Source organism: Pseudomonas sp. FFPRI_1, from assembly GCF_055384485.1.
Window position 1 is genome coordinate 2066349 of sequence record NZ_AP029168.1, and the last position, 15446, is coordinate 2081794.

General features: G+C 62.7%; 6 protein-coding genes. 3 read left to right on the top strand and 3 right to left on the bottom strand.

The annotated features are described in order from the left end of the window. Window positions 1-477 precede the first annotated feature (477 nt). On the top strand, window positions 478-9078 hold the full coding sequence (locus ACZ5BO_RS09365; RefSeq protein ID WP_464699381.1) for a retention module-containing protein: 8601 nt from the start codon (window positions 478-480) through the stop codon (window positions 9076-9078). 95 nt (window positions 9079-9173) lie between these two features. On the opposite strand, the gene ACZ5BO_RS09370 is transcribed toward ACZ5BO_RS09365, so the two are convergent. Both ACZ5BO_RS09370 and ACZ5BO_RS09375 read right to left on the bottom strand, forming a co-directional pair. Further along, the gene (locus ACZ5BO_RS09370) at window positions 9174-9569 is read right to left on the bottom strand and encodes a YbaN family protein (protein WP_025132214.1); all 396 of its coding nucleotides are present in this window, start codon (window positions 9567-9569) and stop codon (window positions 9174-9176) included. A 7-nt stretch (window positions 9570-9576) separates the two neighbouring features. Beyond that, on the bottom strand, window positions 9577-10164 hold the full coding sequence (locus ACZ5BO_RS09375) for a UPF0149 family protein (RefSeq protein ID WP_025132215.1): 588 nt from the start codon (window positions 10162-10164) through the stop codon (window positions 9577-9579). A 274-nt stretch (window positions 10165-10438) separates the two neighbouring features. Here ACZ5BO_RS09375 and recQ point away from each other — a divergent pair, with 274 nt between their 5' ends. Both recQ and ACZ5BO_RS09385 read left to right on the top strand, forming a co-directional pair. Continuing rightward, window positions 10439-12565 (top strand): DNA helicase RecQ, encoded by a 2127-nt coding sequence (recQ, locus tag ACZ5BO_RS09380; protein WP_025132216.1) that lies wholly within the window; start codon window positions 10439-10441, stop codon window positions 12563-12565. Window positions 12566-12684: 119 nt separating this feature from the next. Beyond that, window positions 12685-13119, top strand: coding sequence for a MarR family transcriptional regulator (locus ACZ5BO_RS09385; protein WP_025132217.1), 435 nt, complete (start codon window positions 12685-12687; stop codon window positions 13117-13119). Window positions 13120-13236: 117 nt separating this feature from the next. Here the strand turns inward: ACZ5BO_RS09385 and ACZ5BO_RS09390 are convergent, their stop codons facing one another. Further along, window positions 13237-15426, bottom strand: coding sequence for a patatin-like phospholipase family protein (locus ACZ5BO_RS09390; protein WP_464701216.1), 2190 nt, complete (start codon window positions 15424-15426; stop codon window positions 13237-13239). Between the last annotated feature and the right edge of the window lie 20 nt (window positions 15427-15446).

A 15446-nucleotide genomic window follows, 5' to 3' on the forward strand; every position in this document is an offset into this window, starting at 1 on the left:
AACATTCAGGAGGATAGCTAAGAAAAAAATCTCATAGGTTTTATGCCAAAAAAAACTTATGCATGTTTGCCAAAGCAAGACATTGTTCCAAGCGAAAGCCCAGATATTGCAGGCGCTGTAGCGCTTCCTTGTACTTCTGGGGGCATTCAAAATTTCAGGTGGTTCAGGGCGGGGAAGTGGTTACAGGGAGGGAGGCGAGGACCGGATTTGGGCGACATTTTTTTGTCGGATTGCTCTTCCACCGGTTCGCGCAATGTAGTTGGCAAACGGTCCGAAGCCCAGCGAAGCAGCGTTGTCCGACGCTTCGCCGCATCAGCCGTCCGACTGGAAGCAAGGGAGGGCGGGACATCAAGACTGGTACGCCTCGTCATGGGTGCGGGGCTGCCGGGCACAGGGTCTGTTCAACCACGGGTCAACACCGTCTGCACTGCTGCAAGCAAGCGGATGCCGATTGTTCTCGGCATTGGAGGAGTGCACATGGCTAAGTTAATCGGCGTTGTTACCCAGGTGATCGGTCAGGTGTATGCAGTGGCGGCGGATGGCGCCCAGAGAGCCCTGGTGGAAGGGGACCGGCTGTTTGTCGGCGACCAGTTGGTCACCGGGGCCGAAGGCGCGGTAGCGGTGCATCTGCAGAATGGCCAGGATCTGACCCTGGGCCGGGACAGCAGCCAGCAGATGAGCGCGCAACTGCTGGCGAACCAGGCCTCCCATGTCGATACCCCGGAAGTGCAGGCCCCCAGTGATGCCCAACTGAGCGATGTCGAACAACTGCAAAAAGCCATTGCTGCCGGTGATGACCCGACCCAAAGCGCCGAAGCCACTGCAGCAGGTCCTACCGGTACCGGTGGTGTGCCTGGTGCCCAGGGCGGTGGCCATAGCTTCGTCCTGCTAGAGGAAGTGGGGGGGCGGGTCGAGCCGGTGATCGGCTTTCCAACGGCCGGCTTCAATGGCATCCCCGAATTTGTTCCTGTGCGCCTTGATGGCCTGGTGACGGTCAATGGCGAGGCGCCGCCGGCCCCCAACAATCCGGTGAGCCTGAGCGGGCTTTCGGTGGAAGGCGGTGAACTGACGGTCAACGAAGCGAACCTGGAGCAGGGTTCGGCGAGCAATCCGGCGGCCCTGACCCAGAGCGGGACGTTCAGTGTCTCGGCCCCTGATGGCCTGTTCAGCCTCAATGTCGGCGGGATCAATGTGGTCAGCGGCGGTGTCGCGGCGGGCTTCCCGCAATCCATCAGCACCGGCCTGGGCAATACCCTGACCGTCACCGGCTACAACGCCGGCACCGGAGTGGTCAGCTACAGCTACACCCTCAACGGCAACGACCAGCATGCTGCGGGGCAGGGTGCCAACAGCTTGAGCGAGCACTTCAGCGTGGTCGCCAGCGACAGCAATGGCGACTCCGCCAGCAACTCCCTGGATGTCAACATCACCGACGACGTGCCGACGGCGATCAATGACAGCAACTCGGCCACGGCTTCGGAAAGTCAACTGACCCTCACCGGCAATGTGCTGACCAATGATGTGCAGGGCGCCGACCGGGTCGCCTCGGGGCCGATTACCGCCGGTACCTTCAACGGTACCTACGGCACCCTGGTACTGGCGGCCGACGGTTCCTATACCTACACCCTGCACCCTGCTGACCCGGCCTTCCTGGCATTGGGCGGTGGCGGTCACGGCAGCGAGACCTTCACCTACACCCTGACCGATTCCGACGGCGACGCCAGCACCGCCAACCTGGTGCTGCAGGTGCACAACAACGACGATCCGGTGACCCTCAACGGCCTGGACGTCAACGGCGGTGAACTCACCGTCTACGAGAAAAACCTGGGCACTGGCAGTGCTCCGGATGCGACGGCCCTGACCCAGAGCGGCAGCTTCACGGTCACGGCACTGGACGGCCTGCAGAGCTTGAGCGTAGGCGGGATCACCGTGGTCAGTGGCGGGGTGGCAGCGGGCTTCCCGCAATCCATCGCCACCGGTCTGGGCAACACCCTGACCATTACCGGCTATGACGCCGGCACCGGCGTCGTCAGCTATAGCTACACCCTCAATGGCAACGATCCTCACCCCACTGCCAATGGTGCCAATAGCCTGAGCGAGCATTTCAATGTGGTGGCCAGTGATGTGGACGGCAGCAGCGCCACCGGAACCCTGGACGTCAATGTGGTGGACGACCTGCCCAGCGCGGTCAACGACAGCAATCCGAGCACCGCCTCGGAAAGCCTGCTGACCCTCACCGGCAATGTGCTGACCAATGATGTTCAGGGCGCTGACCGAGTGGCTTCCGGCCCGATCACCGCCGGTACCTTCAACGGTACCTACGGCACCTTGGTACTGGCAGCGGATGGCAGCTACACCTACACCGTGCACAGTACCGATGCGGCGTTCCTGGCGCTCAAGGGCGGTGGCAATGGCACTGAAACCTTCACCTATACCCTGACCGATTCCGACGGCGACGCCAGCACCGCCAACCTGGTGCTACAGGTGCACAACAACGATGATCCGGTGACCCTCAATGGTCTCGACGTCAACGGTGGCGAGCTGACGGTCTATGAGAAAAACCTCAGCGACGGCAGCAGCCCCAACGCCTCGGCGCTGACCCAGAGCGGCAGCTTCACGGTCACGGCACTGGACGGCCTGCAGAGCTTGAGCGTAGGCGGGATCACCGTGGTCAGTGGCGGGGTGGCAGCGGGCTTCCCGCAATCCATCGCCACTGGCCTGGGCAACACCCTGACCATTACCGGCTATGACGCCGGCACCGGCGTCGTCAGCTATAGCTACACCCTCAATGGCAATGATCCTCACCCCACTGCCAATGGTGCCAATAGCCTGAGCGAGCATTTCAGCGTGGTGGCCAGTGATGTGGACGGCAGCAGCGCCACCGGAACCCTGGACGTCAATGTGGTGGACGACCTGCCCAGCGCGGTCAACGACAGCAATCCGAGCACCGCCTCGGAAAGCTTGCTGACCCTCACCGGCAATGTGCTGACCAATGATGTGCAGGGCGCTGACCGAGTGGCATCCGGCCCGATCACTGCTGGTACCTTCACCGGCACCTACGGCACCCTGGTGCTTAATGCCAACGGCAGCTACACCTACACGCTCAACACCTCGGATGCCGACTTCAAGGCCCTGCACGGCAATGGCAACGGCACTGAAACCTTCGCTTATACCCTGACCGATTCCGACGGCGACACCAGCACAGCGAACCTGGTGCTGCAGATCCACAACAACGATGACCCGGTGCTGCTCAATGGTCTCGACGTCAACGGTGGTGAGTTGACGGTCTATGAGAAAAACCTGGGCACTGGCAGTGCTCCGGATGCGACGGCCCTGACCCAGAGCGGCACTTTCACCGTCACCGCCCTGGATGGCCTGCAAACCCTGACCGTAGGCGGCATCAATGTGGTGGCCGGCGGTGTGGCGGCGGGCTTTCCTCAGACCGCTACCACGGCCTTGGGCAATACCCTGACCATTACCGGTTACAACGCTACTACCGGAGTGGTGAGTTACAGCTACACCCTCAGTGGCAACGATGCCCACCCCACAGCCAATGGCGCTAACAGCCTCAGTGAACATTTCAATGTGGTGGCCACCGACAGCGATGGCAGTAGCGCCACCGGCTCGCTGGATGTGAACGTCGTCGATGATGTGCCTAGCGCTGCCAATGACAGCAACTCGGCCACGGCGTCGGAAAGCCTGCTGACCCTCACCGGCAATGTGTTGACCAACGATGTGCAGGGTGCTGACCGTGTGACATCAGGCCCTATTACTGCTGGTACCTTCACCGGCACCTACGGCACCCTGGTGCTCAATGCCAACGGCAGCTACACCTACACGCTCAACACCTCGGATGCCGACTTCAAGGCCTTGCACGGCAATGGCAACGGCACTGAAACCTTCGCTTATACCCTGACCGATTCCGACGGCGACGCGAGCACCGCCAACCTGGTGCTGCAGATCCACAACAACGATGACCCGGTGCTTCTGAACGGCCTGGACGTCAATGGCGGTGAACTCACCGTCTATGAGAAAAATCTGGGCACTGGCAGTGCCCCGGATGCCACGGCGCTGACCCAGAGCGGCACCTTCACCGTCACCGCCTTGGATGGCCTGCAAACCCTGACCTTAGGCGGCATCAATGTGGTGACCGGCGGTGTGGCGGCGGGCTTTCCTCAGACCGCTACCACGGCCCTGGGCAACACCCTGACCATCACCGGCTACAACGCCACTACTGGAGTGGTCAGCTACAGCTACACCCTCAATGGCAACGATGCCCACCCCACAGCCAATGGCGCCAACAGCCTCAGTGAGCATTTCAATGTTGTAGCCACTGACACCGACGGCAGCAGCGCCACCGGAACCCTGGACGTCAATGTGGTGGACGATCTGCCCAGTGCCGTCAACGACAGCAACCCGGGCACCGCCTCGGAAAGCCTGCTGACCCTCACCGGCAGTGTGCTGACCAACGATGTGCAGGGCGCTGACCGTGTGGCATCAGGCCCTATTACTGCTGGTACCTTCACCGGCACCTACGGCACCCTGGTGCTCAATGCCAACGGCAGCTACACCTACACGCTCAACACCTCGGATGCCGGCTTCAAGGCTCTGCACGGCAATGGCAACGGCACTGAAACCTTCACCTATACCCTGACCGACTCGGATGGCGACGCCAGCACCGCCAACCTGGTGCTGCAGATCCACAACAACGATGACCCGGTGCTTCTGAACGGCCTGGACGTCAATGGCGGTGAACTCACCGTCTATGAGAAAAATCTGGGCACTGGCAGTGCCCCGGATGCCACGGCGCTGACCCAGAGCGGCACCTTCACCGTCACCGCCTTGGATGGCCTGCAAACCCTGACCGTCGGCGGCATCAATGTGGTGGCCGGCGGTGTGGCGGCAGGCTTTCCACAGACCGCTACCACGGCCCTGGGCAACACCCTGACCATCACCGGCTACAACGCCACTACTGGAGTGGTCAGCTACAGCTACACCCTCAATGGCAACGATGCCCATCCTACGGCCAACGGTGCCAACAGCCTCAGTGAGCATTTCAATGTGGTGGCCACTGACGCCGACGGCAGCAGCGCCACTGGCTCGCTGGATGTGAATGTGGTGGACGACCTGCCCAGCGCGGTCAACGACAGCAACCCGGGCACCGCCTCGGAAAGCCTGCTGAGCCTCACCGGCAATGTGCTGACCAACGATGTGCAGGGCGCTGACCGTGTGGCATCAGGGCCTATTACTGCAGGGACCTTCACCGGCACCTACGGCACCCTGGTGCTCAATGCCAACGGCAGCTACACCTACACACTCAACACCTCGGATGCCGACTTCAAGGCCCTGCACGGCAATGGCAACGGCACTGAAACCTTCACCTATACCCTGACCGACTCGGATGGCGACACCAGCACAGCGAACCTGGTGCTGCAGGTCCACAACAACGATGACCCGGTGCTGCTCAATGGTCTCGACGTCAACGGTGGCGAGCTGACGGTCTATGAGAAAAACCTCAGCGACGGCAGCAGCCCCAACGCCTCGGCCCTGACCCAGAGCGGCACCTTCACCGTCACCGCCTTGGATGGCCTGCAAACCCTGACCGTCGGCGGCATCAATGTGGTGACCGGCGGTGCGGCGGCGGGCTTTCCGCAGACCGCCACCACAGCCCTAGGCAATACCCTGGCCATCACCGGCTACAACGCCACTACCGGAGTGGTCAGCTACAGCTACACCCTGCTGGACAATGAAACCCATCCCACGGCCCAGGGGGCCAACAGCATCGCCGAGCACTTCACTGTGCAGGCCACCGATGGCGATGGCAGCACCGCGTCCGGGGTGATCGACGTCAACATCGTCGACGATCTGCCCAACGCCGTAGCGGACACCGCCACCGCGGCGGAAGGTGCGACCATCAATGTCAGCGTGCTCGGCAACGATGTGCTCGGGGCGGATGGCGCGGCCGTCGGCGGCGCCGTGGTCGGCGTGCGCGCCGGCAGCAACACCGCAACCTCGGCGATTGGCGGGCTGGGCAGCAGCATCGTCGGCACCTACGGCACCCTGACCCTGGATGCCGCGGGCAACGCGGTGTATCACAGCAATCCGAACTCGGTGAGCCCACCCGGGGCCAGCGATGTCTTCACCTACACCCTCCGCGACAGCGATGGCGATGAAAGCACCACCACCCTGACCATCAATATCACCGACAGCGGTCTCAAGGCGGTGACCGATCAGGACGTCACTGTTTATGAAAAGGCCCTGGACCTGAACAAGGATGGCCTGGACCTGGCGGCCGGTACCGTGACTGGCAGCGATCCGGGCTCCAGCGCTGAAACCGCCAGCGGCACCCTGGTGGGCTCGGTCACCGGCGGTTCGGGAGGCATCACCTTCAGCCTGGTAGGCAGTGCCACCGGCAGCTACGGGCAGATCCTGCTCAATCCCGACGGTACCTACACCTACACCCTGACCTCGGCGCCGAAAACCACGCCCAATGCCAATGACGGCGCCAACAGCCTGAGCGAGAGTTTCACCTACAAGGCCACCGACGCCCTGGGCAACAGCACCACCGGCAGCATTGTGGTGAGCATTGTCGATGACGTGCCCAAGGCGGTGGCCAGCGAACGTTCGGTCACCGCTGTGGAGGTGGACTCCAACCTGCTGCTGGTGATCGACGTCTCCGGCAGCATGGTCGATCCATCCGGGGTGCCGGGGCTTTCGCGCCTGGACTTGGCCAAGCAGGCCATCAGTACCTTGCTCGACAAGTACGACAACATGGGCGATGTCAAAGTCCAGATCGTCACCTTCAGCAGCACTGCCACCGACAAGACCCCGGTCTGGGTCGACGTGGCGACCGCCAAGACAATCATCGCCAGCCTGGTAGCCGGTGGCGGGACCAACTACGACGCCGCAGTGGCGGCCGCCAAAACCGCCTTCGTTACCAGCGGCCAGTTGAGCGGGGCGCAGAACGTCGGTTACTTCTTCTCCGACGGCAAGCCCACCACTGGCCAGGATATCGGCACCGCGGACGAGATCGCCTGGAAAGCTTTCCTCGACGCCAACGGCATCAAGAACTACGCGATCGGCCTGGGCAGTGGCGTGAGCAACGCCAACCTCGACCCCCTGGCTTATGACGGCAGCACCCATACCGATACCAATGCGGTGGTGGTCACCGACCTCAACCAGCTCAACTCGGTGCTGGCCGGTACCGTGCAGGGCTATCCGGTGACTGGCAGCTTGTTGGGGGATGGTGGCAGCTTTGGCGCCGACGGCGGTTTCATCAAGTCGATCGTGGTCGATGGCGGCACCTACACCTACGATCCCAAAGGCAACAGCAACCAGGGCTCGCTGACCTTCAGCGGCAGCACCAACAACGGCACCTTCAACACGGTCAACAACAGTGTCAGCATTGCCACCAACCAGGGCGGCACGCTGGTGGTGAACCTCGACACCGGGGATTTCAGCTACAGCTCGCAAAAGGTCACCGGAACCCTGATCACCGAGACCTTCGGCTACACGGTGAGCGATAACGACGGCGATCTGGCGACTTCGAGCCTGGTGGTCAAGGTCAACCCCAACACGCCTCCGGTGGCAGTGGACGACCACATCATCACCAACCTGTTGTCGAGCACCGTGGCGGTGCCCGGGGATGTGTTGCTGGCCAATGACAGCGACGCCAATGGCGATCCGCTGAACGCGGCGCCCACCACCTTCAACACCGGCTGGGCGGCCAGGGGCGCTGATTTCACAGCAGCCAGCCAGCAGACCATCGGCTTCGCCGGGACCGGCAATACCACGGCCAACCAGGCCATCAGCATTGATCGCGCCTCGTTCAATGCCAATGCGGTGGCCATGACCGCAGTGGTGGTGGTCAGTGGTTACCTGGGAGCGGTCACCAACGCCAATGCCAACGATGAGGATGTGATCAGCGTCAACTTGAAGCAGGGCGAAACCCTGAACCTGGACCACAACCTGGTTGCCGGGCACATCACCCTGGAGTACGCCTTCAATGGCGGCGCCTACACCGCTATCGCCGATGGCGGTACCTTCACCGCGGCGGCGGACGGCACCTACCAGATCCATGTGGTCAATATCAGCAACACCACTGGTACCAACCCCACTGCCGCGGAAAACTATCAACTGACCCTGACCGTCAACTACGCCGGGGCGCAGAACGTCACCCCGGACTACCACGGTACCTACACCGCCAGTGACAGCCACGGTGGCAGCGATGTGGCGGCGGTCAGCATCTCCTATCAGGATGGCCACACCCTGACCGGGACTGCTGGTGATGACGTGCTGGTGGCGGGCGGTGGCGACAACATTCTCAATGGCGGGGATGGCAATGACGTACTGACCGCGGGCTCGGGCAACAACACCCTGCACGGTGGCAACGGCAATGACCTGCTGTTCAGCGGGCCGGGCAACGATCTGCTGGACGGTGGCGCCGGCATCGACACCGCCAGTTATGCCCATGCGACGGCGGGGGTGACGGTCAACCTCGGGTTGCCGGGAGCGCAGAACACCATCGGTGCGGGTACCGATACCCTGACCAGCATCGAGAACCTGGTGGGCTCCAACTACAACGACACCCTGACCGGAGACGGCAATGCCAACGTCATCACCGGCGGCCTGGGCAACGATGTACTCAATGGCGGCGGTGGCGATGACCTGCTGATCGGCGGAATGGGCAACAACACCCTGACCGGCGGTGCGGGCAGCGACACCTTCCAGTGGCTGCAGGGCAACAGCGGGCACGATGTGGTGACCGACTTCACTCCGGGCACCGACAAGCTGGACCTTTCGCAACTGCTCCAAGGAGAAAACGCCACCTCGGCCTCCCTGGATGACTACCTGCACTTCAAGGTCACCGGCAGTGGCGCGACCCTGGTCACCAGTATTGATGTCAGTGCGGTAGCGGGGGCCACGCCGACCCAGACCATCGACCTGGCCGGTGTCGACCTGGCCAACCATTATGGGGTGACCCCCGGCGCCGGAGGAGTGATTGCCGGCGGGGCGGATACCGCCACCATCATCAACGGCATGCTCAACGATCATTCGTTGAAGGTGGACACCGTCTGACGGTGGAGGGGGGCGGTCATGCAGGGCGTCGTCTTGCGTGGCCGTCTGCTGGCGGGCGCTGCTTCAACGGTTCGGGCAGCGCTTGCTGGCAGGTGTCAGGGGCGCTGCAAGGTCTTCTGGCGCAGGATGTAGAGGCTGACCAGCACTGCGCTGGTGAGCATGAAACCCCGGGCCCAAGGCAGCGGCACCAGATAGCAGGACAGACCGATGCTCAGCCACATCAGGCCGATGGCATACACCTTGCCCTTGAGTGGAATGCCGTTGCCGTCGAGGTAGTCCCGGATCCAGGGGCCAAGACGCGGGTGCTGCACCAGCCATTGGTAGAAGCGCGGTGAACTGCGGGCGAAGCAGGCGGCCGCCAACAGCAGGAAAGGCGTGGTGGGCAATACCGGAAGGAAGATGCCGATGACCCCCAGCGCTACGCTCAACCAGCCGATGGCCAGCAGAACGTAACGCCATACCAGGGGGCGCTGGCCAATGGGCTTGGCCATGGGCGACTCAGTGGTGACGAGGCTTGAGCAGCGCCGGCTTTTCGTCGGGAGCGTTGCACAGCAGGTACAGCGCGGTCAGTGCTTCGGGGATCTGCACGATCATGTCGTCCATCAGGTTGGCGTCGCTGGCGATGTCGGAGAACTCGGGCTGTTCGTCGAACAGGCCGGAACCCACCATGATCGGCAGCAGCATCTCGCTGACTTCTTCCTCGGCGGTTTCGAACCAGGCGGCTTCACGCAGGAATACGCCTTCCATGAAGCCGATGCACCAGCCGCGCAGGTCGGAATCGTCCGGATCGTCACCCAAGTCGAGCTCGCAAGGCAGCTCGAACTCTTCGTCGGAGGCCAGTTGGCGCGCGATGTGTGCCTTGAGGGCCAGCAGGGTCGATTCGATCACTTCACGCTCGGCGGCGTCGCGGTAATGCGGCTCCTCGGCGAACAGCGCATCGATCCACTCACGGTCCGGAACGACTTCCGAGCAGATCGACAGTGCGGTCAGGTAGCCATGAGCGGCCACGTAGTCCAGGGCTTCGTCGTGCAGATCATCTGCATCGAGGAAGACTTGCAGGCGGGTGAGTTGCTCAGCGAAGGACATTGACGGCTACCTTGGGGAATAAACGATGCTGAATTCTAGGCTTTCTTGAGCGCTCAAGCCAGCCACGGGGCAGATTTGAGCGGTTCTAAAGGTTACCAGCGGTCCACTGTCGGCGCCCCTTGCCAGGAAGGGGTCGGGTATACTCGCGCGTTTTGTGATGCCCTGCAGGCCAGGCGACCCGTGCGGACAAGTCCGCTAACGCAAATGTCGGTGAACCCCACCGGCTTTTCGGCCAGTCTGTGCAGCGGGTTTTAGGCGATTCTTGGAGTTTTTCATGCTCGAACAGGCTCAACGCGTCCTCAAGGACATCTTCGGCTACGACAGTTTCCGTGGCCGCCAGGGTGCGATCATTGAGCGCGTGGCCAGCGGCGGCGATGCCTTGGTGCTGATGCCGACCGGCGGCGGCAAGTCGCTGTGTTTCCAGGTTCCGGCCCTGCTGCGCGACGGTCTGGCGGTGGTGGTTTCGCCACTGATCGCGCTGATGGATGACCAGGTGGCCACGCTTGAGGAGCTCGGTGTCGCGGCCGCCTCGCTGAACTCGACCCTGAGTGCCGAGCAGCAGCGCGACCTGGCTGCGCGCATCCGTCGCGGCGAGGTAAAAATGCTCTACCTGGCCCCCGAGCGCCTGGTCCAGCCACGGATGCTGGCGTTCCTGCAGGGCCTCGACATTGCCCTGTTCGCCATTGACGAAGCCCACTGCGTGTCTCAATGGGGGCATGACTTCCGTCCCGAATACCTGCAACTGGGGCAACTGGCGGAAATGTTCCCCCAGGTGCCGCGGATTGCCCTGACCGCCACCGCTGACAAGCGCACCCGCGAAGAGATCGTCAATCGCCTGCACCTGCAGGACGCCGAGCGTTTCCTCTCCAGCTTCGACCGGCCGAATATTTTCTACCGCATCGTGCCCAAGGAGCAGCCGCGCAAGCAGTTGCTGGCGTTCCTCAACGAACGCCGCAGCGACGCCGGTATTGTTTACTGCCTGTCACGCAAGAAGGTCGACGAGGTCGCGGCGTTTCTCTGTGAGCAGGGATTCCCGGCCTTGCCCTATCATGCCGGGCTGCCCAACGATTTGCGTGCTTATCACCAGAAGCGCTTCCTCAACGAAGAGGGGTTGATCATGGTGGCGACCATCGCCTTCGGCATGGGCATCGACAAATCCAACGTGCGCTTTGTCGCTCACATGGATTTGCCCAAGTCCCTCGAGGCCTACTACCAGGAAACCGGGCGTGCCGGACGTGATGGCCTGCCGGCCGATGCCTGGATGGTCTACGGCCTGCAGGATGTGGTGATGCTCAAGCAGATGCTGCAGAACTCCGAAGGCGACGAACGCCACAAGCGTCTGGAGCAGCACAAGCTCGATGCGATGCTGGCGTTGTGTGAGGAAACCCGCTGCCGCCGCCAGACCCTGCTGGCCTATTTCGACGAAGACATGCCGCAACCCTGTGGCCACTGTGACAACTGCGTCGACGGGGTGCAGACCTGGGATGCCACCGAGCCGGCGCGCCAGGCACTCTCGGCGATCTATCGCACGGGCCAGCGTTACGGCGTCGGCCACCTGGTGGATGTGTTGCTGGGCAAGGACAACGAAAAAGTCCGCAGTTTTGGGCACCAGCACCTTTCGGTGTTTGGTGTCGGCAAGGCCCGTAGCGATGGCGAGTGGCGTTCGCTGTTTCGCCAGTTGGTCGCGCGTGGCCTGGCAGACATCGACCTGGAAGGTTACGGCGGCCTGCGCCTGAGCGACAGTTGCCGGCCCCTGCTCAAGGGCGAAGTTGCCCTGGAGCTGCGCCGCGATCTCAAGCCCCAGAGCACGCCCAAGAGCAGCACCAGCCAGGCCAGCCAACTGGTCCGGGGCGAGGAGCGCGAACAATGGGAGGCGTTGCGGGCCCTGCGCCGCAAGCTGGCGGAAGAGCATGGCGTGCCGCCCTACGTCATCTTCCCCGACTCCACCCTGCTCGAGATGCTGCGCAGCCAACCGGGCTCCATGGCGGAGATGGCCGAGGTCAGCGGTGTCGGTGCACGCAAGCTGGAGCGTTATGGTGCGGCATTCCTCGAAGTGCTGGGAGGCGGTGTCGAGGCCCCCAAGGTGGTCGCCGACATTCGTCATGAGCTGATTACCCTGGCCCGTGCCGGAATGACCCCGATGCAGATCGCCGGACAGCTGCAGTGCTCGGAAAAGAACGTCTACACCCTGTTGGCCGAGGCCATTGGCAAGCAGCAACTGTCCCTGGAGCAGGCGCTGGACCTTCCGGAAGACCTGCTGGGCGAGATCCAGGATGCATTTCTCGATGGTGAGGGGGAGTTGCCACCCGTGGCCGAGATCATCGAGGTGTTTGCCGGACGGGTGCCTGAAGGCGTGCTGTACTGCGTGCGGGCGGCATTGCAGTCGGAGTTTGAAATTTGAAGGGGTGCGTCAATGTTGTAACGATTCAGTCCCTTACAGCCCTTGCCTACAAGCAAGGGGCATGCTTAGCTGACTAATAATTAGGTTTTCTTTATTTTCAGTCTGATCATGAGTGTTTTATGCCGTTAACCGATGAACACCGTTTTGGTATGCAGCTGGCGCATATGTCTCGCGGCTGGCGTGCCGAACTGGATCGCCGCCTGGCGGGGCTAGGCTTGTCCCAGGCCCGTTGGCTGGTGTTGTTGCACCTGGCCCGTTTCGCAGACGCACCGACCCAGCGCGAACTGGCGCAAAGCGTTGGCGTCGAAGGCCCGACCCTGGCTCGGCTGCTGGACAGCCTGGAAACCCAGGGCCTGGTTCAGCGCCAGTCGGTGATGGAAGATCGTCGGGCGAAGAAGATCGTTCTCTGTCCTTCTGCCCGCCCCCTGATCGAACAGATCGAAACCATCGCCACCGCCTTGCGCCACGAACTGTTCATTGGTGTCGACGAAGAGGACCTGCGGGTCTGCATGCGTGTTCACGGGCGCATCCTGGCCAATCTGGAAAAGTCCTGAGGTCTTCGGCCGGGGTTGCCTGACCCCGGCTTTTCTTGTGTTTGCGCCACCCAACTTCCTGCCGACGGTTGCGCTGCGCACGCTGCGCACGCTGCGCAGCAGCGCCTGCGCGTCCGATCAGAAGGTCTGGCCGAGGTTCAGCGACAGCGCCTTCTGGTTGTCGTCGTTGAAGCCGTAGCTGAAGTTCAAAGGCCCCAGTGGCGTGTCGAACCCCAGGAAAATGCTCGCCGCGTTGATATAGCCGCTGTCGAAGGCATTGTCGTTGTTCCACACCCGTCCCCGTTCCAGCGAGCCTCCCAGGTACAGCGGGAAGTCCAGTGGCAGGTAGGAGCGTGGGGTAAGGCGGCGCAAATACACCGCGCGGACCAGGGTGAGGTTCTGTCCGGACAGGGCGTCCTGGCGGAAACCGGACAACTGCCGGGCCCCGCCCAGCAGGAAGCTGGAGGTCACCACTTCGGCGTTGTCCAGGGTCCGGCCGTAGCGTCCACCCAGGACAAAGGTGTTGGGGCCGCTGCTCAGGGCCTTGTCCAGTTTGAACTCCCACTGCCGGTAGCGATTGTCCGAGCCCAGGCTCGGCTCGAACTGGCGCAGGGTCAGGCCAATGTCTTCGCCGGAGTGGGGGAAGTAGACGTTGTCCAGAGAGTCGAAGGAGTACTGCAACTGGTAATAGCCTTCGTTGAAGTTCTCGCTGGGCAGGTCGTGGTCACCGATACGCACATCGGCCTTGCCCCAGGCTTCGCCGACGCCGAAGCGGACTTCGCCACTGTTGCCAATCTGCCGGCCCAGGTTGAGGCCGAAGCCGTAGCGTTCCAAGCGGTATTCGGCGATGGGATCGTTGTCCAGCACTGCCTCGACGTTCTGAGCCTCGGCGGCGATAAACGGCGCAATGAAGTAGCGTGAGCCAGCGTCCAGAGGCTGGTAGAACTCGCTGTACAGTTCCTGCTGATCGCCAATCTGCACCCGGGTCAGCCATTCGGCGCCGAGGCTGTTGATCCCGTTGATGCGGTAGCTGGCGCCGATATTGAAGGCACTGTCGCCGCGCATGTCATCGGAGAGGTTCAGGCCCAGGCGCAGGTAGTCGGTGCCGCTGCGCTTGCCTCGGGCACTGATCACCAGGGTATGGTCCTGGCCTTTATGGGTTACCCGGTATTGCACCTGTTCGAAGAAATCCAGGCCATACAGCGTGCCCATGTCGGTTTCCAGGCGGCCCAGGTCCAGCGGGTCGCCGATGCGCTGGCGAATGTAGTAGCGGATCACCTCATCACTGACCTTGGAGTCGTTCTCCACCTTGATCGCATTGATGATGGGCGTGCGCTCGCTGGGCTGGCGCGCGGCGGTCAACTGGGGATCCTGCGAGTGGGCCGGGCGCAGGCGGGCCAGGCGGGCATCGAGGATGCGGGTGGCGCGATAACCGGCGTCGATCACCTCCTGGGCCCGGCCAAAGTCGGTGACACCGAAGCTCGACAGCGATGGCTGGATCAATACGTCGTCCTTGTGCAGCGCCGCCAATTGCTCTTCGGAGTTGCGCCGGGTCATCAGGGTGATGGACTGGGTGAGCACATCGACCACGGTATTGAGTTGCTTGCGCGAGCGCAGCGGTGTGCCGATGTCCACCACGATGGCGATGTCGACTCCCATGTCCCGGGCCACGTCCAGGGGAATGTTGTCGGTCATGCCGCCATCCACCAGCAGCCTGCCATCAAGCTCTACCGGGGCGAACACCGCAGGAATCGACATGCTGGCGCGAATCACCTGGGGCAGGTGGCCCTTGCGAAACACCACCTTTTCGCCGCTGGCGATATCGGTGGCCACCGCTCGGAACGGGATCGGCAGCTTGTCGAAGTCGCGGGTGTCGCTGGCGTGGGCCAGCTTGCTCTCCAGCAGCAGCGCCAGGTTCTGCCCCTGGATCACCCCCAGGGGCAGGCCGAGGCTGCCGTCGTCGCGGAAGCTGAGTTTCTGCTTGACCAGGAAGTCCCGGTCATCCTGCTTGCGTCGGAAGGGCACGTCTTCCCGGGGCGGTGCATCGGACAGCGCGCGCTTCCAGTCGATGTCCAGTGCCAGTTTTTCCAGCTCGTCGATCTTGTAGCCCGAGGCGTAGAGCCCGCCGATCACCGCGCCCATGCTGGTGCCGGCAATCGCGTCGATGCGGATGCCCTGCTCCTCCAGAGCCTTGAGCACGCCGATGTGTGCCAGGCCACGGGCGGCGCCCCCGGACAGCACCAGGCCGACTTTCGGTCGTGGCGCCTCGGCGGATTGGGCGATCAGGGGCACAAGGCACAGAAGCAGGCAGGACAGCAGGCGGCGCATCATGGTTCTCGGGACGGGCA